Source organism: Tardiphaga sp. OK246 (assembly GCF_900188215.1).
In the GTDB taxonomy this organism is placed as follows: Bacteria; Pseudomonadota; Alphaproteobacteria; order Rhizobiales; family Xanthobacteraceae; genus Tardiphaga; species Tardiphaga robiniae.
The window spans coordinates 650637-673945 of the sequence record NZ_FZOX01000002.1; the positions used below are offsets into that span (position 1 = coordinate 650637).

Genomic DNA, 23309 nt, shown 5'->3' on the forward strand with positions numbered 1-23309 from the left:
CGGCGTCGAACGCGGCTGCGCACTGCGCGGCCTCGTTTCTTTTAGTAACGATTTTCGACGAACTTCATCCGACGGAGGCTGACCTGATCGTTGTAGCGGCCCTTGTTGGAACGCTTCGACAGCCTAATCTTCTTTCGCGCAATCTTCTTGTATGGGATCGTCTTGAGGATATGCGATATAATGTTGAGCCGAGCCCGCCGCTTGTCGTCGGAGCGGACCAATCGCCATGGCGCATGCCTTGTATCGGTCGCCTTGAACATCATGTCGCGCGCTCGGGAATAGTCATACCAGCGCCCAAATGACTCGGTGTCCATCGGGCTTAACTTCCATTGACGGAGAGGGTCCTCGATGCGTGCCTTGAAGCGCAGCTCCTGCTCCTTCATACCGACTTCAAGCCACAGCTTGATTAGGATGATCCCAGCATCCACAGCGAATTTCTCGACCAGCGGGCACAATTCCAAGAAGCGTTTGTGTTCAGCCGGGCTGCAGAAACCCATCACATACTCGACGCCAGCGCGGTTGTACCAGCTTCGGTCGAAGATCACGATCTCGCCACTTGCCGGGAACTGCTCGATGTAGCGTTGAAGGAATAGCTGAGACTTTTGACGGTCAGACGGTGCTGGCAGGGCGCAGACGCGGAAGACCCGCGGACTCACCTTTTCGGTGAGGGCTTTAATGGCGCCCCCCTTGCCAGCGGCATCGCGTCCTTCGAACAGAACGATGACTTTTAAATTATTGGCTTTAACCCAGTCCTGCAAATGGCAGAGTTCGACCTGGAGCTTTCCCAGCTCCTTCTCGTAGTCCTTGCGCTTTAATCGCTCCCTTGGCACGTCAGCTGACATCTCACAGCTCCAGCATGAATCCGATGCGAACCACGTTCAATCTCCCCAAGAAATTGTGATGGCAATGTCGCCGGGTATTCCTCCCGGATAATCGATGGTCTGGTAACCGATGCGATAGCCGCGTGGCTGCAAATAGTCGCTCCAAAGCTGAAATATCTCACTTGGAATTCCCGTTAGTGTTTTCTCCCATCCCTTTTCTTGCTGATTGATCGCGCGACCCTTGTCGGTGCACAGCGAGTTGGGAAAGCGATAGACCTGAACTTCCGTCAAACCGTTTCGAACCGCCCGCTGGATTATGGTTGATGCAAGCTGAACCTTTTCGGCTTCGCTCTTGCCGGACGGTTGGCTGAGTCGCTCGATCAGCGCGCGCTTCTCGGCCTCAGCCGCCGCGGCGAGGCGTGCGTACTTTTCCACCGCTTCGGCCTCCTTGAGGGCGGCCTCTTTACGGATCTGCGTGGCGTTGGGGATGAGATCGTCGATGCTACGAGACATGATTGATGGCTCCTGGTGATTGTCGGCTTCGGCGCTGTCACAAGGTTATGGACGGCCGATCGTGTTTTATTGATCCAAATCAAGCAAACCGCACCGGGGGGAGGCACGGTGCAGCGTATGGCTGCGGAGCGCCCGGGCGTCCGGAAGGGAGAGAAGACTTGAGCGAACAGTTGCACCCCGCAGCTCCTCATCATCTGCCATTCTTCGTTCCCGGTGCCGACGGAGCGGATACCCTGATGGTAGTGATGGGCGTTTTTCTCGTAGCGACGCTGCTGTGGGCGGGTACGCTATACTGGAAACTGCACAGCCTGCCCGAGCGCATGGCGCACAAAAGCCAAAAACTGCAGATGGAGATCGTCGCTGTCCTCGGTCTGATCTCGCTGTTCACTCACATGCATATTTTTTGGATCGCGGGCTTGTTGCTCGCCATGATCGACCTGCCGGATTTCGGTACGCCGATGCGCAGCATTGCGGATTCCGTGGAGCGAATCGCAAATGCGACGCCGGGCACGCTTTCCGCTGAAGCCAAGGTTGAGCCTGTAACCGGCGCCAAGGCCGATGTTCAGCCCTCGATAAGGCAAGGGGTGCACGACCATGCTTGAACTCATGATCTGTTCGCTGGTTACCATCCTTCCCGATTATCTTTATCGCCGCTATCGGCAGGGAAAGCGGTTCGGCAAAGAGATTACGTTCTTCTCTGTCTGGTATGAACTGAGGTGGGGGATCACCGGCTGCCTGATGCTGACGCTCGGGCTAATCACGATGATCTTCTATTTTCATCCGTCCACTACGTCGGCGGCGATCTACTTCCGGACGGTACCAATTCTACCTGAAGGCTCGGGTCGTGTCGCGGAGGTGAATGTTGGGTTCACTGCTGATGTAAAAAAAGGCGATGTTCTGTTCCGGCTGGATAGTTCCAAGCAGGACGCAGCACTAGAGACCGCCAAGCGAAAGATCGCTGAGGTCGAGGCGTCCCTCATCTCGGCGCGAACCGACATCGCTAAGGCAGACGCCCAGATCGGAGAGGCGAGGGCATCGCACCAGCAAGCCAAGGATGAGCTGGAGGTCAAGACCGAGCTGCAACGTCGGAATCCCGGGATCGTGCCGCAGCGCGATATCGAGAAGCTGCAGGTGCTGGTCGATCAACGGCAGTCCGGTATCGATGTGGCGAGCGCCACGAGGGAATCTTCGCTACTGCGTGTTTCGACGCTCTTGCCGGCGGAGAGAGCGAGCGCCGAGGCTGCACAGGCGCAAGCGCAGGTGGATGTCGACAAGACCTATGTGCGTGCCGGCGTCGACGGCCGTGTTGAGCAATTTCTCATTCGCACCGGCGACGTCGTCAATCAACTTATGCGTCCGGCCGGAGTGTTGATACCTGACGGAGCGGGTCGGCGCAGCTTGCAGGCCGGCTTTGGCCAGATTGAGGCTCAGGTCATGAAGCCTGGCATGGTTGCGGAAGCCACCTGCATCTCGAAGCCGTGGACCATCATCCCGTTAGTCGTGACAAGTGTGCAGGATTTCATTGCCGCGGGGCAGTTCCGGAGTGGCGAGCTGTTGATTGATCCGCAGAACCTGCAAAGACCCGGTTCGATTCTCGTCTTCCTGGAGCCGCTTTACAAAGGTGGATTAGAGGGAGTTACGCCGGGCAGCGCGTGCATCGTTAATGCCTACACCAATAATCATGACGTAATTGCCGATCCAAAAACTGGAGCGTTGAAGGGGTTTGCCCTGCATGCCGTAGATGCGACCGGACTTGTGCATGCATTGCTGCTGCGAATCCAGGCGCTGCTATTGCCAATCAAGACACTGGTATTGAGCGGTCATTGAGAGGAAAGAGTATGGCTATACTTCAAAGACTTGTCGTTGTTGCCGTGATTTCAGCTTCCTCAGCAGTGTTGTCACCGCGGAGCGCAAAGGCGATCGAGCTTGCTGGTGCGTGGGCGACAAGTGCGGACCAATGCAACAAGGTGTTTATGCGCAAGGGGCGTGCGAAACAGATCGCGTTCACGAATTTCTCCGGCGTATACGGCGGCGGTTTCATCGCCGAAGCAGATCGTCTGAGGGGAAAACACGAGATCTGCAAGATCAAGTCGAAGAAGGAAAGTAATGAAACGATCAACCTGATCGCGGCTTGCGCCTCGAGCATTATGCTTTCACACGTCCAGTTCATCCTCAACGTGGTCGATGAAAATACGATCTCTCGAGAGTTTCCGGGAATGGTGGATATGAAAGTGTCCTACCATCGTTGCGATATATAGCGGATTAGCATCCGACGGTGCGATTGCCTTGATCACAGAAAGTGCCGCGCGGGGTGGCTGGATAGAGTTGACCAATGGAGTTACGCCATGAATGAGAGAAAGTCAGCGAGTAATAAGCCCAATAACCTAGTGAATGTGGCGCTGGTCGCTGCTGCCGTCGCATTTGCGGCCCAGCCGGCGAGGGCGGACGATCCGGCGAAATTGCTCAAGGCGATGGCTGACTATACAGCAGCGCAAAAGTCGATCTCCGCAACGTTCGAAAGTGATATCGAGGTCGTGACTCCCGAGCTGGAGAAGATCCAGTTTACGAGTTCTGGAAGAATGCAGCTCTCGCGACCGGACAAGCTCCGGATTAGCCGAACGGGAGGCTATACCGACGTCGACTTTATCTACGACGGAAAGACTGCGTCGATCTATGGCAACAATGCCAAGGCATATGTGCAGGCCGACCTTGTGGGGTCCATCGATCAGCTTGTCGATCTGATCCAAGCGAAATCGGGCGCTGCGATGCCAGGCACGGACTTGCTGCTTACAAATACCTATGACGTGTTGATGTCCAATGTCGTCCAGGCTCAACACATTGGGCAAGGTATGATCGACGGCGTCGAATGCGAACATCTGGCGTTTCGTGGCGCGGATATCGATTGGCAAATCTGGATCGAGAGTGGAGCACGGCCTGTTCCTCGAAAATATGTGATCACCAGCAAGACGGTGACCGGGGCACCGCAATACACGCTCAGGATCAGGGACTGGAAGAATGACGCCGTCGTGGAGGCCGACACATTTGTATTCAAGCCACCGGCCGGTGCGACGAAGGTCGATCTGGATTCCGGCGCAATGGCAGAGTTCGACGAAATTCCCCCCGGTACGCCATCAGGAGCAAAAAAATGAAATCAGTGCGAAAAGTGATCATGGTAGCAGTCGCGCTCATGTCCTTTGTAACGGGATGGTGCTGGAGCGGCCGAGACGTCACAATACATGGGGTGTTCTCCGTCGCTGAAGCGAGGGTTGGGCGGCCGCTGACACCGATGAGCTATGCCGGGGTAGCGCGCCGGACCACCCGCCGAGCCGTTGCAGTGGGTGCTGCGGCCGGCGCCGCGGGCGTCTATTATGGCTCATCGTGCAGGCAAGTCGTGGACGCCTATGGGCGAGTCACGACGGTCTGTTGACGTCAGCGCTGCCTAGCCCGGCTGTTGCGGAAATGCGCACACGCTGACACTGTGTCATAGCGACTGTTCGCAAGTCTCAGACGGTTGGGGAAGACGATGAACCGCTGCATCCCCGTTGCTGTCACGGATCGACTACGCCTGGTCGTACGACTGTGTGTCTGCGCGCTGCTGTGGGCGTCAATTCCGTTCGACATTGCCGGAGCTACTGAGCGTAGTGACATTAAGCGCGTGCTGGTACTTCATTCATTCGGTCGGGAATTTCGCCCCTGGAGCGAGCATGCAAGGAGCATCAAGGCAACGCTCGAGCGGCTTTCGCCGTGGCCGCTGGACATCCAGGAACACGCGCTGCTCACGGCGAGGTTCAATAACCCGGGCCCGGAAGCACCGTTCGTCGACTATTTGAAATCGCTCTACGATGGCCGTCCACCCGATATCGTGTTGAGCATCGGAGCGCCGGCCGCAAGGTTCGTTCAGAAGTATCGCGAGCAGCTTTTCCCCGGAACGCCGATGGTTTTGACGGTGGTGGAGCAGCGGTTGGTGAACCGCGTGGAACTCACGGACAACGACACCGTCATTTCGGTCCGCAATGATTTTCTGGCCGCGTTCAGGAATGTTCTTCAGGTCATGCCGGAAACTCAGACGATCGCCGTTGTGATCGGTGCCTCAGCGTTGGAGAAGTTTTGGCTTGAGGAGCTAAAAAGGGAACTGAAGCCGCTAGAGAACCGCGTTGCCTTTATCTACTATGCCGATCTTCCGTTCACGGAAATTCTCAAGAGAGCGTCTGCGCTTCCGCCGCACACCGTCCTGTTCTGGGGCTTGATGTCTGTCGACGCTGCCGGTGTCAGCCATGAAGGCGACCTTGCCTTGCGTAGCCTTCACGCCGTCGCCAATGCGCCGATCTTTTCCTACCAAGAGGCCTTTTTCGATCCAGAAACGGTCGGCGGCCCGATGCATTCTATCGCCGAAACGAGCGAGCAGACTGTCAACGCTGCGATTCGAATCCTTGGTGGCGAGAAGCCGGGGAACATCAAAGTCGAGCCGATTGAATTCTCTGCTCCGAAATTCGACTGGCGGCAAATGCGGCGCTGGGGCATCAACCAGAGTAATCTCCCGCCGGGCAGCGAGGTCCTGTTTCGCGAGCCCGATATTTGGGAGCGGTATCGCTGGCCGATTCTGCTGATTGCAGCCGTGATTCTGATCCAAACGGGGTTGATCAGCGGCTTGTTGCACGAACGTCGCCGACGGCGTCTTGCTGAGGTCGAGTCCCGGCAGCGGCTGGCGGAACTTGCTCACGTCAACCGCTATTCGGCTGCTGGAGAGTTGACGACCTCTATTGCGCATGAGTTGAGCCAGCCACTTGGCTCCATTCTCACAAACACAGAGACAGCAGATCTGTTGCTGAAGGGCACCTCTCCGGATCTCGCCGAAGTTAGGGAAATCCTTGCCGACATCAGGCGTGACGATCAACGGGCCAGCGAAGTGATCCGCCGACTTCGCAGCGTACTGAAGAAAACGCCGTTCGAGGTCCGGGACATCGATTTGAACAATACGGTGCGGGAGGCGATCGGGCTTGTAGAAGCAGTTACTGATCGACGCGGCATTGCGTTAAGGTTCGCTGCGGCTTCGGGCGATTTGTATGTCAAGGGCGATCCGGTTCAGCTGCAACAGGTCATCCTCAACCTGATCATTAATGCAATGGACGCAATCTCCGATGCCGACGATAAAGAGCGCGAAGTCAACATATCGACGGCCCGGCTGAACGCGCACGCCGAAATCAAGATTAGCGACACCGGTCCAGGGATCGTGGTCGCGGATATCCGGAGCATCTTCAACCCGTTCTTCACGACCAAGGCGCAAGGCTTGGGTATGGGACTCGCCATCGCACGTACTATCGTAGAGGCGCACCAAGGGGAGATCTCTGCTGCAAATCAAGTATCAGGCGGCGCGTTGTTTGTGATCAAAATCCCACTCGCTCTCGCGCAGTCGTCCACCGCATGAAGTCAGAGATCCTCCAACGTCGCGGTCATTGGAAATTCGGCTTTCCTTGATCTTGATCAAAGGAGATTCCTCCCTTCCGTCGATGCTTGCTGCAGGGGACCCCGAAGGAGGGTGTGATGTTCTGCTGCCGCAAGATTCTGTTCGCGCTTGCACTGGCGATGGCGATCCCTGTCGCTGTCTTGGCCCAGACGGTTGATAAGGCAGCCGCTCCAGACGTTCCGGCGAGCCAACCAACGCCGAGCGCCGAGCTGCTAAAGCCAGAGCAACTTGAGGCGCTGGTCGCACCCATTGCGCTTTATCCCGACGAACTGCTCGCGAATGTCCTGGCAGCATCGACCTACCCGCTGGAGGTAGTGCAGGCGGATCGTTGGGCCAAGGAACGCAAGTCGCTCAAGGGGGACGCGCTGAAGGAAGCGGTCGACAAGCAGGCGTGGGACGACAGCGTCAAGGCCCTGGTCAGCACTCCGGACGTCCTGGCGATGATGAGCGACAAGGTCGATTGGACAAAGAGCCTCGGCGATGCGGTGCTCGCTCAACAGCCGGATGTCATGGATGCGATCCAGCGGCTGCGGGCGAAAGCCTATGACAACAAAAAGCTCGTAACCACCAAGCAGCAAAAGGTCAGCGTTAAGACCCAGGAAAGCAAACAGGTGGTCGTGATCGAACAGGCGGATCCTGTGGCGGTTTATGTACCGTATTACGATCCGGCAACGGTGTACGGGACCTGGCCCTATGCGGAATATCCACCGTATTACTTCGGGTACCCGTCTTATATCGGCGCGGGTGTTGTCGCGGCGGGTGTCGCCTTCGGCACCGCCTGGGCAATCGGGCGTTGGGGCAACTACTGGGGCGGTGGCTTCAACTGGGGTAACCGAAACGTCTATGTCAACCATCGCACGACCAATGTTGGAAACGGTTGGCAGCACAATCCGGCGCACCGCCAGGGCGTGCGCTACAACAACGCCAACGTTCAGCAGCGCTTCAACAACAACAATCTGAAGGCGGGCGCCTCCAACCGGATGGATTTCCGTGGTCGCGACGGGCAGCAGGTGCTGCGTCCGAACCAGGGCGCAGGCGATCGCGCGGGAGATCGAGGCGGCGTTGGCGCCGGAACACGAGATCGGCCGGGAGGTGGAGATCGCGCCGGCGTTGCGGACCGGGCCAAAGGCAGCGCCGATCGCGCGAAGGCTGGCAATCGCGCCAAAGGCGGCGGTGATCGTGCGAAGACTGCCAACCGCGGCGGGGCCGGCGCGGCCGGGCGTGGCGGTGGAAATCGTGGCGGCGGAATGAATGTGTCGTCCGGCCGCGCGGCGGCGGCGGCGTCTGCACGCGGGCGGGCCAGCATGGCGAGCATGCCGCGCGGCGGCGGCGCAAGCTTCGCCGGTGCGCGCGGAGGCGGCGGCTTTCATGGCGGTGGCGGTGGTGGTTTCCGTGGCGGTGGCGGTGGTGGTTTCCGAGGTGGCGGCGGCGGTGGGCGGCGGTCTGACATCGCTCTGAAGCATGACGTTGTCCTGCTCGGCCATCTCGCCAACGGTCTCGGCTACTATCGCTTCAGCTATCTCGGCGGCCAGAAGGCCTATGTCGGCGTGATCGCGCAGGAAGTCGAAAACGTGGTGCCAGACGCCGTGAGGCGGGGCGGCGACGGCTACCTGCGGGTGAAGTATGAGGCGCTCGGTCTGACGTTCCGCACCTATCGGGATTGGCTTGCAAATGGCGCAAAAATCCCTTCGGAGGTGTCGCCATGATCGTTTGGACGTCAATCCATCGTGCTGCATCGACAACTGCGGCGGCTGTCGTGGCGCTGGCTCTCATGGGCTCGGTGTCGGAAGCGCAACAATCCTTTCCAACGCCGGAGGCTGCTGCAGCGGCGCTCGCCGTCGCGGTCAAGGGTGGCGCTAGCGATATTCTAAAGGTCCTCGGCAAGGCAGCCGATGACATCGTGTCGTCCGGTGACGAGGTGGCCGACGCTGACACGCGTCTGCGCTTCACATCCATGTATGACGCCAAGCATGCGATCAAGACGGAGGGCAACAAGAGAGCTACCTTGATACTCGGTACGGACGACTTTCCGTTCCCGATTCCACTCATCAACACCAAGACAGGTTGGGAGTTCGATACTGAAGAGGGTCGCATCGAGGTCTTGTATCGCCGGATCGGCCGTAACGAACTTGATGCGATCCAGACCAGTCTCGCCTATGTCGACGCCCAGAACGAATATGCCGAGAAGGATCGCGGCGAGGGCGCTGGCGTTTATGCACAGCGGATTGTATCGACGCCGGGCAAGAAGGACGGGCTGTTTTGGCGTGATGATGGCGATCCGAGCCCGTTGGGTGCGTTGGTCGCAGAAGCTTCAACTGAAGGCTACCAGGTCGGTGAAAAGCCGCAGCCGTATCACGGCTACTACTTCCGCATACTGAAAGGACAGGGGGCCAATGCTCCCGGCGGCGCGCTGATCTATTTGGTGAAAGGCAAGATGATCGGCGGCTATGGGCTAATCGCCTGGCCTGCCGAATACGGAAATTCCGGCGTCAAGACGTTCGTGGTCAATCATGCCGGGACGGTTTACGAAAAGGATCTCGGACCGCAGACCGACCGGATCGTGAGGCGCATGTCCCTGTTCGATCCGGACCAGACCTGGAAGAAAGTCGATGCAGAAAAGCCGTGAGCGCGGGATATCTGCTTTGCGTCTGCTCGTGATGCATCTGACGGCGGTTGTACTGCTCACATCGACTGTTCCGGTGACACCGTCCCGGGCTCAGGCATCCGGCTATGTTCGGGTAAAGCTGTTGAAGGCGGGGCTGGTCTTGGGAGCGGGCGGCGGCAGCGGCATCGTGACATATCGCGGCCGGGACTATCCATTCAGGGTATCCGGCCTGAGTCTCGGGTTTGCAGCGGGAGTGTCCGTCATTCGACTGACAGGATGGGCCTCGGGCATAAGGCAGATCGGGGACTTTGCCGGCACCTATAGCTCTGTTGGGGGCGGAGGCGCCTTCGTTGGCGGGATGGGCGGCGTTCAACTAACGAATGGGCAGGGTGTACGGATTGCCTTGCGCGGACCCCGCGCGGGAGTGGAGCTTGCTGGAAATATCGGCCAGATCACGATTTCCCTGAAGGAGTGACGAGCAGATAGTCACGACGTAATCGGTTTGATTTCGTACGAGGTGCGCACTCAGCATGAATTTATCGAAAGCGCCTGAAAGGCCTTATCCATTCTTGGGGTGGTCCGCAGAAATTGGCTGGGGATTAGTGCGGTCACGTAAACTATCCACTATTCGCGGTAAGGCCTTGATCTGCCGACAGTGCCCCTGGGTGTTCGCATTTCTGCTGCTCGCGCCGTCTGCTGTCACTGCTCTCCCGCTTACTTCGTTTCGCTATGAGACGCAGGCGCGGGAGCATTGCCTTGAAGATACTGTTGTTTGGCTCGATTATCGCGACGAGGTCTATTACCTCAAGCGGCAGAAAAAATACGGGCGAGGCATGACGGGAAGTTTCGGTTGCGAGAAAGAAGCTCGGGGTAGTGGTTTTCGACGATCGCTTCTTGGGAGACGGTGAACGCCGATTCGCCGGGATGACCGACTACAGCAGGACGAGGATAAAATCTATCCTACTGGCGATTCAGACGCGTACGGCGGGCGCTGACGGTTCTCGTCCAAACCTCATGAAATTTCTTGGCTGAAGTCTTGTCGATATGCGGACCGATCAAGGCCGTCATAGCGAATGTGAGATCGTCGTAGTCGATCTCGCAGGTTTCGGCTCGCTGCTTGGGCAGAATGTCGTTTGCGACGATATCGGCAAACAGCTTCTTGTCCGCGCCGTAAGCGATACACAAAACATTGAAAGCTCGCTGGGCCGGCATCGAATGCTCGTCCGAGAACTTATCACGAGAGGACAGGGGCTCCGCTTCCGGAAGCTCCTTTGCGCGAAGATAGGCTGCGCCGAGGATCATTCTGCGGGCCTCGGCTTTGCTGAGCCGGAGCATGACGTAAGCGGAGAACTGATCGGCCGCATCCTCCTCCCGGCCGAGGACAGGGGTTTGCAGCATGTCGAAAACAGCATGTCCGGTCTCGTGCAGGAAAACGTCGAGCGCTGGACCGAGAATTGTGTCGGCTTTGGAGACCCCAGCAGGGAGATCGCGCGTTGTCGCATTCTTCAGAATCTCTGCCAGCAGTTCGTAGCACAACGTGACGACCTCATCTCCGTACCAGGCATCGGGAACGCCGTCGCAACTCGCAACTTTGAGTGTGAGCGGATGGGGAAGGCGGAGAGGGCTCAGCAATTGCTGCAGGAGCTCAAGGGCTCGGCCTTGCTTGATCTGATCGTAGATCGCTTGGTGCGACGGATCTGTTGGCCGAACATACTTGTATCGGATCTGGTCAGACTTGGCTCGCGGCGCAGCATCTACGCTGCCGATGGCGGCCATGGCGCCGAGGAGTATTGCGGTTACTGGGGCAAGCGATCGGCTCAACAAGCCGCTTCGTATCGCGTCCGAAGCGTTCGTCCGATAGGATTGTCGAGGGCTGGGCTGTGGCGACATGTTGGTAAGCCGATTCGAGTGTGGAAATCTCGCCTGCTATTTCTGATCTCGGTCCGATGCGCCGAACGCGGCGCGGTAGATTGCCCAGTAGGCCGCACCAACAAAACCGGCGCCGCCTATGATGTTGCCGAGTGTTACCGGCAACAGGTTGTGGAATATCCCGGACATGGTGATGGATGAGGTGTCGAAATTCGTTGGCGCGTGACCGGACTGGACCAGCAGCCACGCCAAGGGGAGGAAATACATGTTGGCAACGCAGTGTTCGAACCCGGCTGCTATGAAAGCAGACACGGGCAGGATGACTGCAACGATCTTGTCGGTAACCGACCGGCCAGCGTAAGCAAGCCACACCGCCGCGCAAACGAGCACGTTGCAAAGGATGCCTTTGAAGAACAGTGTCATCATATCGGGGCGAACTTTTCCGGCGGCCGTATTCAGTATCGAAAGGCCGATGCGGCCATCATTCATGTCCGGGTGATGTGAGAGAAAGACCAGCAGAACTAGTCCAAGTGATCCGAGGAAATTTCCGAAATAGACGGTAGCCCAGTTGCGGAGCATCGCCGCCGTAGATACCTTTCCGCTCGCCCACGCCATGACGATCAGGTTGTTGCCCGTGAACAGTTCGGCGCCTCCAACTAGAACAAGCGCCAATCCGAGGGAGAACACTAGCCCGCCGACGACGCGTATAGTCGCGAAGCTAAGATCTGCGTCACTGGCAATGATCGTATAGTAAAGGGCGCCGAATCCGACGCTGCCGCCCCCGATGACCGCCAGCATGAAGGAGGCCAGAAACGGCAAGGTGGCTTTCTTTATCCCGACCTTTTCGACAGCTTCCTTGATTTCTGCGGGGCTGTAAGCCTGCAGATTAAAGATAGGCGGTTGCGACGCGCGAATGCGATCGGGCATTGCTGCTTCTCCTCGATCGTCGTCACCGGCGCTATTGCCCGCCTGTACTGCCTATCGTCAAAAGCCCGACGATCTGCGCCGCGATCACTTTCACAAGTGTCATCGACGGGAAGATCATGGCGTAGCCGATGTCCGGGCGTTCGGTCGGCGCCATCTTCGTTGAATAGACCAGGATGGCAGGGTTTCCGGTTGCGCCGGATGCGACGCCGACCAGATCATCGTATGGCATTTTCAGAACGTAGTGGCCGACGATGAGAACGATGAACACCGTCGTCAGAAGTATGGCAACGCCGATGAACAGCATTGTGAATCCGGATTCCGCCACGGTGCGGACAAAGGGCTGTCCGGAATTAACCCCGACGGTCGCGAGAAAAATCGCGAGACCAAAGTTCCGAAGAACGATATTCGCGGGCAAAGGCATGGTCCACAGCATAGGTCCGGTGCGGCGGAGCTTGCCAAGAATGAGCGCAACGATTAGCGGGCCACCGCCGATTCCGAGCGTTACAATACCCACACCCGGAATTGGTATGGGAATCAGACCGAGAAGGACGCCCATCACCATGCCGAGACCGAGCGAAACATAGCTGAAATCAGCGGTCGCTTTGATGGAGTCGCCAAAGTGTTTGCGGATGTCTTCTTTCTTGTGGGGTGGCGTCAGGACCCCGACACGATCGCCAAACTCCAGCATGAGGTCGGGAGACGGAACGAGGTCAGCATCGTAGCGCCGCACGTGTAAGATATGCGCTGGCACGCCGGGCGGCATTGGCAGCTTCGAAAGCGGTACGCCGACCGTGCTGGCCTTGCCAACGAAGACCCGGATGTAATCGAGGTCGGCGCGGTCGCTCGCGAGCCGGCCCGGTTCGAGTCGGCCAAGACGTTCAGCCGCCAGTGCGATTTCCTCTTTGCGATCGGCGACGACGAGCAGGGCGTCTCCCGCATTCAGAATGGTGCCGTCGGTCGGAACGACGTTGCGGCCGTTCTGACGGACCATCGTGATCTGCAGCTCGGCGAGAGAGTCAGCGGCGAGGTCTCCAAGCGTCACACCGGAAAAGTTCTCGCCGATTGTGATTTCGCCCATATGGAAATGCTGGGCCTTGGCCGGGAACGTGGGCTTAACGAGCCGCGTCATAAAATAGATGCACAGGATTGGACCGATGACGCCAAACGGATATGCGATCGAGTACCCTATCGACGGATCCTTGTTCTTCATCACGTCAAGCGCAGCTTGAAGTGATGCCGTGCTTGTCATCGATCCCGCATATAGCCCGAGGGTATGCCCAATTTTGATGTTAAAAATGTGCCCCAGCCCAAGCGCTACGGCCAAACCCGTCAGGCACGCAACGAGGGCCAGCAGATTGTATTTCTGCCCAACTCCGCTCATGCCCTCGAAGAACTGGCGGCCGTAGAGTATGCCGATCCCGTAGAGGAACATGATCAGACCGGTCAGGCCAATTGGGCCAATGATTTGGGCTTTAGGTGCAAAGGCCCCGATCCCGAGGCCGACAAAAAGAACGGCTCCGACGCCCATGGAAAATCCGGCGATGCTGATCTGGCCGACGAGGTAACCTAATCCAATCGCGAGAAAGGCCGTCAAGATCGGCTGGCTTCCGATGATGTCGCGCGCGAAATCCAACATGTATCTCTACTCCCAAATCTGTCGAACAACTGATGGATCAGCGCGCCTTGCATCCCGCAGCACGGAACTGTCCGAGCACCCGGTTCACCAGATCCCGACTGGGCGGCAGCGTGTCAGCAAGCTTGTATTCGAGACCCATCGCCTTCCACTTGAACGCGCCCATCTGGTGGAAAGGTTGTACTTCCACCCACTCGACGTTCTTCATCGGCGCGACAAATCGCGCGATGCCATCGACATTCGCAGGATCGTCATTCTCGCCTGGGACGAGGGTGAAGCGAACCCAAACCGGCTTCGACATCGACGCCAAGCGCTCGGCAAGACGAAGCGTTGGCGCGATGTCGCGGCCGGTAGTTCGGCGATATGTTTCGGGATCCGAACTCTTGATGTCGAGAAGGACGAGGTCGATCTCGGACAGATAGGTATCGTCCGCGTGATCGCCGAGGAAGCCGGAAGTCTGAACAGCCGTGTGCAGGCCCATCTTCTTGGCGCCGGCAAATATTTGCTGGGTGAACGCGCGCTGTACCATCGGCTCGCCACCCGAGATGGTTAGTCCGCCGCCAAGTGCCCGAAGGGAGGGCGCGAAATCGGCAAGGCGGCGGAGCACGTGGGCGGCCGAGACGTAGGTGCCGTCCTTGAGGTGCCAAGTGTCCGGATTGTGACAATAGGTGCATCGCAGAAGGCAGCCCGAGACGAACAGCACGGTGCGCAAGCCGGGGCCGTCGTAGCGAGAGGACGTCTCATAGGAATGGCAGTATCCGAACGTGCCTTCCTGGTCCTTAAATTTGTCCTCATCGGGCGCGTCGGGTGAAATCCCCACCCGGAGGTCATGACGACTTCCCGGCTCCAGTGTCTGCACCGTTGACATGGTGCACCTCGCTCAGATCTGGCCGTGGAAGGTGCGGCTGATCACGTCGCGTTGCTGCTCCGGCGTCAGTCGGACAAAATTCACGGCATAACCCGAGACCCGGATCGTAAGTTGCGGATACTTGTCGGGGTTTTTCATCGCGTCCTCGAGCGTTTCCTTGTCGATGACGTTCAGGTTCATATGGAACCCGCCTCGATCGAAGTACACGTCGAATGCCTTGACTGCTTCATCCACGAGTTGGTCTTCCGACAGATGAGCCTTCTGGGGAGCGACCGAAACTGTGTAGCTGATGCCGTCCTGCGCATCCTTGTAGGGTAGCTTCGCGACCGAGAGGCAGGACGCGAGCCAACCGTGGCTATCGCGTCCATGCATTGGGTTCGCGCCAGGTCCGAACGGCTCTCCTTTCCGCCGTCCGTCCGGGGTGTTTCCGGTGGCTTTGCCGTAGACGACGTTGGACGTAATCGTGAGCACGCTCTGGGTGTGTGTCGCGTTCCGGTAGGTCGGATGCTTACGGATTTTCTCCATGAAACGCGTGACGAGGCTAGAGGCGATCTGATCGACCCGGTCGTCGTTGTTACCGAACTGCGGCGTCGACTTGTTACCCTCGTTCTGGTAGTCAACCACAAGTCCCGTCGCGTCTCGCACGACGCGTACTGTTCCGTACTTCATAGCGCTGAGACTATCGGCAACCACCGAGAGGCCTGCTATGCCGAACGCCATCGTCCGCAGGATGTCGCGGTCGTGAAGCGCCATCTCCAGACGCTCATAGAAGTACTTGTCGTGCATATAGTGGATGCAGTTCATGGCGTGGACGTAAATCTTGGCGAGCCACTCCATCGTTGTATCGAACTTGCCCATCACATCGTCGTAGTCGAGGAAGTCGCCCGCAACGGGCTGCGACTGAGGCGCGACCTGCTCGCCAGATACTTCGTCTCGGCCGCCGTTGATGGCATAGAGCAGTGCTTTCGCCAGATTGACCCGCGCTCCAAAGAACTGCATCTGCTTTCCGAGGCGCATTGCCGAAACACAGCAGGCAATGCCGTAATCGTCCCCCCAGAAAGGTCGCATCAAATCGTCATTCTCGTACTGAAGTGAGGAGGTGTCCTTGCTGACTCTCACGCAGTATCGCTTGAAGGGGGCGGGCATCTTGGTCGACCAGAGCACCGTGATATTCGGCTCGGGTGCCGGACCGAGATTGTAGAGCGTGTGCAGCATCCGGTAGCTGCTTCGGGTCACCAGAGCCCGCCCGTCCAAATCCATGCCGCCAACGCATTCGGTCGCCCAGTAGGGGTCGCCGCTGAACAACGCATCATAGTCAGGGGTACGGAGGAAGCGGACGATGCGGAGCTTCTGGACAAGCTGGTCCCAGAGCTCCTGGGCCCCGGTTTCGTCCAGAATGCCGCCTTTCAGGTCGCGCTCGATGAAGATATCGAGGAAGCTCGATATACGGCCGATCGACATCGCGGCGCCGTTTGCCTCCTTGATCGCGCCAAGATAGGCGAAATACGTCCACTGGAATGCTTCATGTGCATTCGCTGCTGGCTTGGATACGTCGCTCCCGTAGAGCTTCGCCATGGCAGCCAGATCGCCGAGCGCACGCATCTGCTCCGAGAGTTCTTCGCGCATCCGAATGATTTCGTCGGTTGGCCACATGTCGTCGATCTGGGCGCGTTCTGCCTGCTTGACCTCAAGGAGACGGTCGATCCCGTAAAGAGCCAAACGGCGATAATCACCAATGATGCGGCCGCGCCCGTAAGAGTCAGGCAGACCGGTAACGATCCCGGATCTCCGACAGTTCATGATCTCGGGCGTATAGGCGTCGAACACGCCATCATTGTGCGACTTACGATATCTCGTGAATGCCTCGTGCACGCGCGCGTCAGGTTCGAAGCCGGCAGCTTGCAAACCGTTCTCAACCATCCTCAGGCCGCCAAACGGGAAGATCGCTCGCTTGAAGGGCTCATCCGTCTGCAGGCCGACAATGACTTCGTTGTCGCGATCGATATAGCCAGCTTTGTGTGCCAGCATAGTGGAAGGAGAGGCCGCATCTACCGCAAGCACGCCCTTCTTTCTCTCATCCGAAAAGTAAGGCTGCAGTTTCGCCCATACCGCCTTTGTGCGCTGCGATGGAGCTGCCAGGAAAGTCTCGCTACCGGTATAAGGCGTAACGTTCCGGACAATAAAATCGCGCACATTGATCGAAGACTGCCAGTCTCCTGGCCGGAACCCCTTCCAGCAATCTTTGGTGTCAGCTTCCTTCCTGAGAGCAGCACTTGCTTTCATGGTTTCCTCCGGTGCTTTCTCGGTTGCTGTGCCGATGGGTTGAATTTTGCGCGAGCAAGTGTCTCGGATGTTGGCCCAGCCGGACTACCGATGCTTGATCTAGATCAAGCCAACGCTGAGCCAAGCGCAGTTGTGTCCACAGAGTTCTTGCCTCTCCGTCGACCCGCCCGAGCGGTCACTCAGTTTAGGGGGGCTGGTCTTGCAGCGATGCGGCGGGACCGCCTGATATGTGCTGCGAACTTGTAGGGGAGAAACGGCTCTTGGCGTTGTGTGAATTGAAAGAGGGTTCCGAATGGCTGAAACACCCAAACTCTCCGTAGAGAAAGCGTTGAGTAAACTGCGTGAGAACGATGCAAAATCGGATAGCGCAGTACGCGACGAAAAGAGCGATGCGCTGAATGAAGAGATAAAACGAATGAGAGCGCAGCGTCTGCGGCTAGGTCAGCAGCCGCCCAAGCGCGACTAGTGCGTGCGAGACAAAGACTTTCGATCTCTTCCTTCTCGGGAGCTTCGCTGTGATTCCGAGCGAGCCGCCTTTAACGGACGCCTATCTGAGAACGCCAAAGGCCGCAGCGTTTGCCGGGATCATATTCTCGGTCCTGTTGTTTGCAGTGTTTGGGCTCATGCGACTCTCAGTCCCCTCCGATCCTTTCGAACGGGGAGCTTGGCTTGCGGGAGACACCGGTTATGTCACGCTGGCCATGAACCTAGTGCCATTCGCCGGGATAGCTTTTCTATGGTTCGTGGGAGTTCTTCGCGATCGACTCGGGGCACGGGAAGATCGTTTTTTTGCTACGATCTTCTTAGGAAGCGGATTTCTGATGTTGGCCATGCTCTTCGCCGCGGCCTCGGTTGTTGGTGCGATCATCATTGCGTTCCACGCGGCGCCCGAGTTGCTCATTCACTCTGCGACGTTTCACTTCGGGCGCGGCTTAGCCTACGGGATGGTCAACATCTATTTGGCGAAGACGGCGGCCGTCTTCATGATCACGACATCGACTATTGCTATCTATACCCGTTTGACGCCGCGTTGGCTGGCGGTCGGCGGATATATCATCGCAGCTGTTCTTCTGCTTGGTAGCAACTACTTCGATGGAAGCTTGCTCGTTTTCCCACTGTGGGTCTTGGTCGTCAGCGCGTCCGTCCTGTACGACAGGCGGCCCGTTCCTAGTTCGGAGGCGCTGCCGCCGCAAAATTGAGGCGTATTGGTTTATTGATGGTAGCACAGACGCAAGGCCATCATCGCTATCGCATCATAGATGGAGCATGTCGATGTGGATTCTGATGTACGTCTTTTCCTACTCAGTTAGCCCTGCGGTGACAAACGACAGATCGGAATGGAGACTTCTTCCAACTGTCGTGTTTCAGGAGTTCTCCAACGAGCAACGATGCGAGAAGGCCAAGCTGATGCTTGAAGGCAGCTTAAAGGAGGCGGGAGCCAAGTTGAAAAGCGGGCTTGAAGACCTGAAGAGTGTCGGCAAGGCCGACCCCGCGCAGATCATCATTGCGTTTAATGTGGAATGCCTTCCGAAATAGATCGTGCCGCCACGATATCGCTATCGTCTTACTCGACAGCCAGTACCGGCGATGAATAGATGAGCTCCACGAAATCACGACGTGCCTAAAGCGGTCACTCGATGCTCACTTCTTGTCCGGGCTTAGGTGTTAGCAGCGATACTCTCTACCGCGGTCGTGGCATCTTGATGCCGAGCGCCCGTTCAACGCCGGACACCACCGTTGCGCGTGGGTTTATCGAACAATAGTCTTTCACCACCTTAGTGGCTTGCGCGAATTGATAGAGGTCGATGGTGGTATTGCGAACGCTCGCATTGTAGTAGCCGCTCAGCCACATGGCGATGCCGGAGAAATCCTGGAAGCCGAGCTTAGTCAATTCACTGCAGCTCATCTTGCTCATGTCGACGACCATCTTGTCCTCTGCAGCGGCCGGCGCAGCCAATGATGATATGACCGTGGTCGCAACGAGTAATTTATGCATGCTGCCCTCTGCATCGTTTCATTCGCGACCAAGCGGCCGCGCTATGCCTAGGCGGGCAGATTCCGCTGGTTGCGGCTACCCGGACTTGATCTGAATCAATGGGCGGTTTGGTCAGGAGTCCATTAGTGTCGGTCATTTCCTGGCAGCAGGCTGACACTTCTCTTTTTACGGTCACAGAGCCGCAGCGGAGGAGTTTTTGTGCGAGACACGCAGCATGGACGCGATCAAGCTACCCATCTGGCTGCGGATCACTTTGGTCGCAGGCGCCGTCGTTCTGATAACGAGCGCCGGGCTATTTGCCTGGCACTGGCATGCCCGGCCTACAATCCTCTCCATCGCGGTGGGGTCACTGGATGGCGAGGCGAGCAGGTTGGTCGCTGCTTTGGCTAGCAAACTGGCGCAGCAGAAGGCGCCGGTGCGGCTCAACATCGTTGAGGCACCAGGCGCTGCCGAAGCGGCCGATGCATTTTCTTCCGGCACGGTGGATCTTGCCGTGGTCAGGGGGGACGTTGGAGACCTTTCGCATGCGCAAGCGGTCGCCGTTGTGGCGCATACGGTGGCTCTGCTGGTCGCCCCGCCGGGCTCCCCTATTGCTGACATCGCAGGCCTGAAGCGCGCCAACGTCGGCGTGGTTGGCGGCGATATCAATCAGCGGCTCGTAAAAGTTTTGATCGACGAATATGACCTCACGCGATCAGGGGTCGTCTTCAAAAATATTGGGTTGGCTGACGCGCGACGCATGATCGACTCCAAGGAAGTGCGCGCTATATTGATCGTGATGCCGCTTGCGGAAAAGTATCTGTCGCTTCTGCGCAGTCTGTTCCCGCAGGCCGGGAAATCCGGCCCAACACTGATCCCGATCGAATCGGCTCCGGCTATTGCCCAGAAGGAGCGGGCGTACGAGTCCTTTGACATTCCAAAAGGTACGCTGCGAGGCTCACCGCCCAATCCGGCGGAGGACGTCACGACGCTACGAACCTCATTCTATCTGGTTGCGCAAAAGACGCTCAGCAGCGATCTCGTGGCCGACCTTACGGAATCCGTGATGAAAGCGCGGCGCGACTTATTGGCCGAATTGCCAATCTTGGCTCAGGTCTCGGCGGCCGATACAGACGCGTCTGCCTATCTGCCGGCGCACCCGGGGGCGGCCGAATTCTACAACGGCACGCAGGTGAGTTTTCTGGACAAATGGGGCAACATAATCTTTTGGTGCCCATGATCGTGGGCGCGCTCGCGTCCGTGTTCGGTGCATCCTGGAAGTTCCTGTGGGCGAAGCCGCCGCTGACCCAAGAGGAAGCGCTGGATGTACTCTATGCACTCGGACGGCGTATCCGTGGCAGCAGCGATGAGGCCGAACTCGACGAAATCGAGCGCGAGATCGACGGCGTGCTTCAGACGCAACAATTAAAGCGCGCGTCGAGCGATGAGGAGGCCCGCGATGTTGTTGCGCTAAACGTGGCAGCCCATCGGTTGGAAAACCTGATCCACGATCGCAAGCTGTTGGTGGGGGCGCAGCGAACTGGCGCGTCTGGAGAACAGGCGTAATGCAAACCCGCCCGCGTTGCGCGAGCGCAGGCCGCTCTCGAGGTTGCCTGCCGTGTGCGGCGTACCGCTCGTAGCTTCGGTCGACCGAACGCAATCAGGCAAAAGTGCTAGTAGGGCGAAAGGTAGTCGACTTCCATCGTTTTAAGAACAGGAAAATGCGGGGTGTCTCGCTGGCATCACCTCAGCCAGACCCCGTGGATTTCGTGGCTCCGGTTTCAGAATTCGCGAACATCTCGGGCAGCGCCATAACTGCCGTCGGCCCGGTCGAGAATGATCCAGAACGAATGTCGCGACGTATTTGTAACTGACGCTCTAGCTGGGGATTGCCTCCCATGCTTTGATGTTAGGGCGGGGATCATTCCAGGGCGGAGGCACTTTTGACTGGCAATGGCGTGGGGCGGCTAGGGGCAGTTGATCCGACCCGGCAATGGGTCACCGCGATTGGCGTGACCGTGGCGGTTGGCTTCACGTTTTTTCTAGCGGCGCGGCTCGGTCTTACTCTGCTGACAAAGCCTGATGGCGTGGCTGTGTTCTGGCCGGCTTCCGGTGTTGCCACCGGAGCCCTGATAGCGCTTGGTCCCCGTGCCAAATTGCCAGTTGCGATCGGGACGGCCGCGGCAACGATTGCAGCCAATATGTCAGGAGACAGAACCTTGGCAGGCTCTGTCATCTTCGCTCTGTGCAATGCCGGTGAGGCATTGCTTGCCGCTGGACTTATTCAGCACAGATTTGGTTCGGGTTTCGCTCTCGACCGGTTGCGACATGTCCTCGAGTTGCTCGCGGCAGCGGTTTTCGCGAGCGCTATCTCAGGGATCGGCGGGACCTTGGGGTTCAAATTGTTCCAGGATTCGACAGCACCGATCTTGACCATTTGGGAGCACTGGTTTGCGTCAGCCGCGCTCGGCATCGTAACCTTTGCGCCGTTGCTGATCGGAACGGGCGCGGCCGTGCGCAATCCGCCGTCGGCAAACGAGGCTGTGGAAGGATCATTACTGCTCTTGGCAATAACTGTGCTGGGCGCCCTTGTTGTCTTTCCGCCGCACGGATCATGGGCGCATTTGGTGCCCATCGCGTTGCTGTTCCCGCTATTGCTGCTGCTGACGGCCCGTTGCCAACCGATGTTCGCCGCGGCAGCAGCATTCATCTTTGCGCTGACAATCGTGTGGACTATAGCCTTTGACATTGGGTATTTCGGCACCCCTTATCTGCCGATAGACGAACGCGTCGTGGGCGCGCAAGCCGCCATCCTGACAACGTCGCTCTGCGCGCTGGTTCTTGCCTCTCTGTTCGCAGAGCGGCGTGAGCACGAGGCAGCGGTCAGCGAGGTTGCAGCCCGGTTGGAAGAGGCGTTGGAGGCCGGTGCGGTAATGGCCTTCGAATGGGACGCTCGCACCGGCTTGTCGCGTCACAGTGAAAACGCTGCGAACGTACTTGGCTGCGACCCACAAGTTCCGTTAACAACAATTCGCTTTTTCGCGCTGGTTCACCCTGATGACCGCGCTGGCTTCAAGTCGCAGGTGAACAATGTCCGGCCGGACAAGCCTTCGTATGCAATCACCTTTCGAGTGATGCACCCCGACGGTCGGGAAATGTGGCTTGAAGAAACGGCAACGGCCGAGTTCGACCAAGCCGGGGAATGCATGTGCATCAGGGGCCTGACCCGCGATATAACGGAACGCAAGCGAGCTGAGGAGCATCAACGGTTGCTGGTGGCAGAGCTTGATCACCGCGTCAAAAATGTGCTTGCGCGGGTCGGGGCGGTCGCCATGTGCACGAGACAGGGCAGCAGTACGATGGACGAATTTGTCCAATCCCTCGATCAGCGCATTCAAAGCATGGCAATTGCCCATGAGTTGTTAAGCCAGAATAAGTGGGAGCGAGTTCGCGTCGCGGATATTGTCCGCCTCCAGTTGGCGCCCTATGCGACGAAAGCAAACACGACGACTTGCGGACCCGATATCGCGCTCAACGCCGTGGCAGTTGAGGCGCTGGGGATGGTGTTGCACGAGCTTGTGACGAATGCATCCAAATATGGCGCACTGTCGATCCCGCAAGGCCGGGTGTCCGTCAGCTGGGGCTCCCGCAGTAATGGAGGCGCCGCGAAAGTTTTGAACATCGTGTGGCGCGAGACAGGGGGTCCACCGGTAGAGGCTCCGCCTCAGGAAGGATACGGAACAAGCCTCATTTGCAGTCTCATCCCGCATGAGCTCGGTGGTACGGTCAACCTTGCATTTTCGTCTGAGGGTATATCCTGTACAATCGAGATACCACTCAAAACAGGCATAGCCGATGCCACGTGAAAGGACCTCTCATAGTTCCTTCTGTCTGTTAAGGATAGGGCGCAACATCGCGAGAAGTGTTTCCGCTCTTACGGGTTTCGTCAGAATGGCCTCGGCCTTGCCGGGAGGTAGAGAGACGGACGAGTAACCTGTGACGACGAGAACGGGAATACAAAGTTCGTGCAAGCGATCAATCAAGTCGTTAGACCGCTCGCCGTCTCGGAGATTGATATCGATGATGCCAACATCGGGAGCATCTTCGGCAATCAGGCGCTCGGCGTCGGCTATGGTAGCAGCTGGACCGGATACATCCGCTCCCAATAAGCGAAGCAGTCGTTTCATAGCATTGCCGAGTTGCCAAGAGTCTTCAACCAATAGGATATGTGTGCCTTTCAGTTCCGACGGTCCGCTTGCAATGGGTTGGTGACCGATCAGCGCCATGTTGGATCCCTGCGCAATGGTATCTGTTGTGACCTGTCTTCATTGCTGCCACGCCAGCGATTATC

The 23309-nt window shown here is 57.9% G+C and carries 23 protein-coding genes; 14 read left to right on the plus strand and 9 right to left on the minus strand.

Going from position 1 to position 23309, the window contains the following annotated elements; all coding sequences use genetic code 11:
* Window positions 1-41: 41 nt before the first annotated feature.
* Together ppk2 and CHC01_RS10385 are read right to left on the minus strand one after the other, a co-directional pair.
* On the minus strand, window positions 42-842 hold the full coding sequence (gene ppk2, locus CHC01_RS10380) for a polyphosphate kinase 2 (protein WP_089264211.1): 801 nt from the start codon (window positions 840-842) through the stop codon (window positions 42-44).
* Between the two features lie 36 nt (window positions 843-878).
* On the minus strand, window positions 879-1334 hold the full coding sequence (locus CHC01_RS10385; protein ID WP_089264212.1) for a hypothetical protein: 456 nt from the start codon (window positions 1332-1334) through the stop codon (window positions 879-881).
* Between the two features lie 158 nt (window positions 1335-1492).
* Between CHC01_RS10385 and CHC01_RS10390 the strand changes: the two genes are divergently transcribed.
* The 8 genes from CHC01_RS10390 to CHC01_RS10430 all read left to right on the plus strand — a co-directional run bounded on the left by CHC01_RS10390 (window position 1493) and on the right by CHC01_RS10430 (window position 9878).
* A complete protein-coding gene (locus tag CHC01_RS10390) occupies window positions 1493-1936 on the plus strand; it encodes a hypothetical protein (protein WP_089264685.1) in 444 nt (147 codons plus the stop codon).
* A complete protein-coding gene (locus tag CHC01_RS10395; RefSeq protein WP_089264213.1) occupies window positions 1929-3161 on the plus strand; it encodes an HlyD family secretion protein in 1233 nt (410 codons plus the stop codon). The genes CHC01_RS10390 and CHC01_RS10395 overlap by 8 nt, the downstream gene beginning before the upstream one ends.
* An 11-nt stretch (window positions 3162-3172) precedes the next feature.
* Window positions 3173-3592, plus strand: a complete 420-nt coding sequence (locus CHC01_RS10400; RefSeq protein WP_176454551.1) for a hypothetical protein — start codon at window positions 3173-3175, stop codon at window positions 3590-3592.
* A gap of 87 nt (window positions 3593-3679) precedes the next feature.
* Entirely contained in the window at window positions 3680-4483 is an 804-nt protein-coding gene (locus tag CHC01_RS10405) for a DUF2092 domain-containing protein (protein ID WP_244558296.1), read from the plus strand.
* A gap of 374 nt (window positions 4484-4857) precedes the next feature.
* Window positions 4858-6759 (plus strand): sensor histidine kinase, encoded by a 1902-nt coding sequence (locus tag CHC01_RS10415; RefSeq protein ID WP_089264215.1) that lies wholly within the window; start codon window positions 4858-4860, stop codon window positions 6757-6759.
* Between the two features lie 116 nt (window positions 6760-6875).
* On the plus strand, window positions 6876-8504 hold the full coding sequence (locus CHC01_RS10420) for a DUF3300 domain-containing protein (RefSeq protein ID WP_089264688.1): 1629 nt from the start codon (window positions 6876-6878) through the stop codon (window positions 8502-8504).
* Complete coding sequence (locus CHC01_RS10425; RefSeq protein ID WP_089264216.1) at window positions 8501-9424, plus strand: DUF2950 domain-containing protein; 924 nt, start codon at window positions 8501-8503, stop codon at window positions 9422-9424. The genes CHC01_RS10420 and CHC01_RS10425 overlap by 4 nt, the downstream gene beginning before the upstream one ends.
* Window positions 9408-9878: a hypothetical protein gene (locus tag CHC01_RS10430; protein WP_089264217.1), complete on the plus strand. Its 471-nt coding sequence runs from the start codon at window positions 9408-9410 to the stop codon at window positions 9876-9878. Before CHC01_RS10425 ends, CHC01_RS10430 begins: the two co-directional genes overlap by 17 nt.
* 485 nt (window positions 9879-10363) lie before the next feature.
* Here CHC01_RS10430 and CHC01_RS10440 read toward each other — a convergent pair whose 3' ends face one another.
* The 5 genes from CHC01_RS10440 to pflB all read right to left on the minus strand — a co-directional run bounded on the left by CHC01_RS10440 (window position 10364) and on the right by pflB (window position 16983).
* The gene (locus tag CHC01_RS10440; protein ID WP_089264218.1) at window positions 10364-11179 is read right to left on the minus strand and encodes a DUF4344 domain-containing metallopeptidase; all 816 of its coding nucleotides are present in this window, start codon (window positions 11177-11179) and stop codon (window positions 10364-10366) included.
* Between the two features lie 150 nt (window positions 11180-11329).
* Window positions 11330-12199 (minus strand): formate/nitrite transporter family protein, encoded by an 870-nt coding sequence (locus CHC01_RS10445; protein ID WP_089264219.1) that lies wholly within the window; start codon window positions 12197-12199, stop codon window positions 11330-11332.
* Window positions 12200-12230: 31 nt separating this feature from the next.
* Window positions 12231-13835 carry an aspartate:alanine exchanger family transporter gene (locus tag CHC01_RS10450; RefSeq protein ID WP_089264220.1) on the minus strand — a complete coding sequence of 535 codons (1605 nt, stop codon included), beginning with the start codon at window positions 13833-13835 and terminating at the stop codon, window positions 12231-12233.
* Window positions 13836-13872: 37 nt separating this feature from the next.
* A complete protein-coding gene (pflA, locus tag CHC01_RS10455; RefSeq protein WP_089264221.1) occupies window positions 13873-14700 on the minus strand; it encodes a pyruvate formate-lyase-activating protein in 828 nt (275 codons plus the stop codon).
* A gap of 12 nt (window positions 14701-14712) precedes the next feature.
* Window positions 14713-16983: a formate C-acetyltransferase gene (gene pflB / locus CHC01_RS10460; RefSeq protein ID WP_089264222.1), complete on the minus strand. Its 2271-nt coding sequence runs from the start codon at window positions 16981-16983 to the stop codon at window positions 14713-14715.
* Between the two features lie 292 nt (window positions 16984-17275).
* Between pflB and CHC01_RS32445 the strand changes: the two genes are divergently transcribed.
* From CHC01_RS32445 to CHC01_RS10470, 3 genes are all read left to right on the plus strand, one after another.
* Window positions 17276-17449: a hypothetical protein gene (locus tag CHC01_RS32445; RefSeq protein WP_170849664.1), complete on the plus strand. Its 174-nt coding sequence runs from the start codon at window positions 17276-17278 to the stop codon at window positions 17447-17449.
* Window positions 17450-17498: 49 nt separating this feature from the next.
* Window positions 17499-18182: a hypothetical protein gene (locus CHC01_RS10465; protein WP_089264223.1), complete on the plus strand. Its 684-nt coding sequence runs from the start codon at window positions 17499-17501 to the stop codon at window positions 18180-18182.
* 73 nt (window positions 18183-18255) lie between these two features.
* Window positions 18256-18519 (plus strand): hypothetical protein, encoded by a 264-nt coding sequence (locus tag CHC01_RS10470; protein ID WP_089264690.1) that lies wholly within the window; start codon window positions 18256-18258, stop codon window positions 18517-18519.
* A 145-nt stretch (window positions 18520-18664) separates the two neighbouring features.
* Here the strand turns inward: CHC01_RS10470 and CHC01_RS10475 are convergent, their stop codons facing one another.
* Entirely contained in the window at window positions 18665-18979 is a 315-nt protein-coding gene (locus CHC01_RS10475; RefSeq protein ID WP_089264224.1) for an HdeA/HdeB family chaperone, read from the minus strand.
* A gap of 214 nt (window positions 18980-19193) precedes the next feature.
* On the opposite strand from CHC01_RS10475, the gene CHC01_RS10480 reads away from it, so the two are divergent.
* From CHC01_RS10480 to CHC01_RS10485, 3 genes are all read left to right on the plus strand, one after another.
* Entirely contained in the window at window positions 19194-20198 is a 1005-nt protein-coding gene (locus CHC01_RS10480; protein WP_349636613.1) for a TAXI family TRAP transporter solute-binding subunit, read from the plus strand.
* Complete coding sequence (locus tag CHC01_RS33385; RefSeq protein ID WP_349636614.1) at window positions 20189-20524, plus strand: hypothetical protein; 336 nt, start codon at window positions 20189-20191, stop codon at window positions 20522-20524. Before CHC01_RS10480 ends, CHC01_RS33385 begins: the two co-directional genes overlap by 10 nt.
* Window positions 20525-20901: 377 nt before the next feature.
* A complete protein-coding gene (locus tag CHC01_RS10485) occupies window positions 20902-22824 on the plus strand; it encodes an HWE histidine kinase domain-containing protein (protein ID WP_089264225.1) in 1923 nt (640 codons plus the stop codon).
* 9 nt (window positions 22825-22833) lie between these two features.
* On the opposite strand, the gene CHC01_RS10490 is transcribed toward CHC01_RS10485, so the two are convergent.
* Window positions 22834-23244 carry a response regulator gene (locus CHC01_RS10490; protein ID WP_089264226.1) on the minus strand — a complete coding sequence of 137 codons (411 nt, stop codon included), beginning with the start codon at window positions 23242-23244 and terminating at the stop codon, window positions 22834-22836.
* Window positions 23245-23309 lie beyond the last annotated feature (65 nt).

Bases quoted from the DNA above. Each gene is read 5' to 3' on its own strand.
- ppk2 (WP_089264211.1), bottom strand. From the start codon at position 842: ATGTCAGCTGACGTGCCAAGGGAGCGATTAAAGCGCAAGGACTACGAG.
- CHC01_RS10385 (WP_089264212.1), bottom strand. From the start codon at position 1,334: ATGTCTCGTAGCATCGACGATCTCATCCCCAACGCCACGCAGATCCGT.
- CHC01_RS10395 (WP_089264213.1), top strand. From the start codon at position 1,929: ATGCTTGAACTCATGATCTGTTCGCTGGTTACCATCCTTCCCGATTAT.
- CHC01_RS10400 (WP_176454551.1), top strand. From the start codon at position 3,173: ATGGCTATACTTCAAAGACTTGTCGTTGTTGCCGTGATTTCAGCTTCC.
- CHC01_RS10405 (WP_244558296.1), top strand. From the start codon at position 3,680: ATGAATGAGAGAAAGTCAGCGAGTAATAAGCCCAATAACCTAGTGAAT.
- CHC01_RS10415 (WP_089264215.1), top strand. From the start codon at position 4,858: ATGAACCGCTGCATCCCCGTTGCTGTCACGGATCGACTACGCCTGGTC.
- CHC01_RS10420 (WP_089264688.1), top strand. From the start codon at position 6,876: ATGTTCTGCTGCCGCAAGATTCTGTTCGCGCTTGCACTGGCGATGGCG.
- CHC01_RS10425 (WP_089264216.1), top strand. From the start codon at position 8,501: ATGATCGTTTGGACGTCAATCCATCGTGCTGCATCGACAACTGCGGCG.
- CHC01_RS10430 (WP_089264217.1), top strand. From the start codon at position 9,408: ATGCAGAAAAGCCGTGAGCGCGGGATATCTGCTTTGCGTCTGCTCGTG.
- CHC01_RS10440 (WP_089264218.1), bottom strand. From the start codon at position 11,179: ATGGCCGCCATCGGCAGCGTAGATGCTGCGCCGCGAGCCAAGTCTGAC.
- CHC01_RS10445 (WP_089264219.1), bottom strand. From the start codon at position 12,199: ATGCCCGATCGCATTCGCGCGTCGCAACCGCCTATCTTTAATCTGCAG.
- CHC01_RS10450 (WP_089264220.1), bottom strand. From the start codon at position 13,835: ATGTTGGATTTCGCGCGCGACATCATCGGAAGCCAGCCGATCTTGACG.
- pflA (WP_089264221.1), bottom strand. From the start codon at position 14,700: ATGTCAACGGTGCAGACACTGGAGCCGGGAAGTCGTCATGACCTCCGG.
- pflB (WP_089264222.1), bottom strand. From the start codon at position 16,983: ATGAAAGCAAGTGCTGCTCTCAGGAAGGAAGCTGACACCAAAGATTGC.
- CHC01_RS32445 (WP_170849664.1), top strand. From the start codon at position 17,276: ATGGCTGAAACACCCAAACTCTCCGTAGAGAAAGCGTTGAGTAAACTG.
- CHC01_RS10470 (WP_089264690.1), top strand. From the start codon at position 18,256: ATGTGGATTCTGATGTACGTCTTTTCCTACTCAGTTAGCCCTGCGGTG.
- CHC01_RS10475 (WP_089264224.1), bottom strand. From the start codon at position 18,979: ATGCATAAATTACTCGTTGCGACCACGGTCATATCATCATTGGCTGCG.
- CHC01_RS10480 (WP_349636613.1), top strand. From the start codon at position 19,194: ATGGACGCGATCAAGCTACCCATCTGGCTGCGGATCACTTTGGTCGCA.
- CHC01_RS10490 (WP_089264226.1), bottom strand. From the start codon at position 23,244: ATGGCGCTGATCGGTCACCAACCCATTGCAAGCGGACCGTCGGAACTG.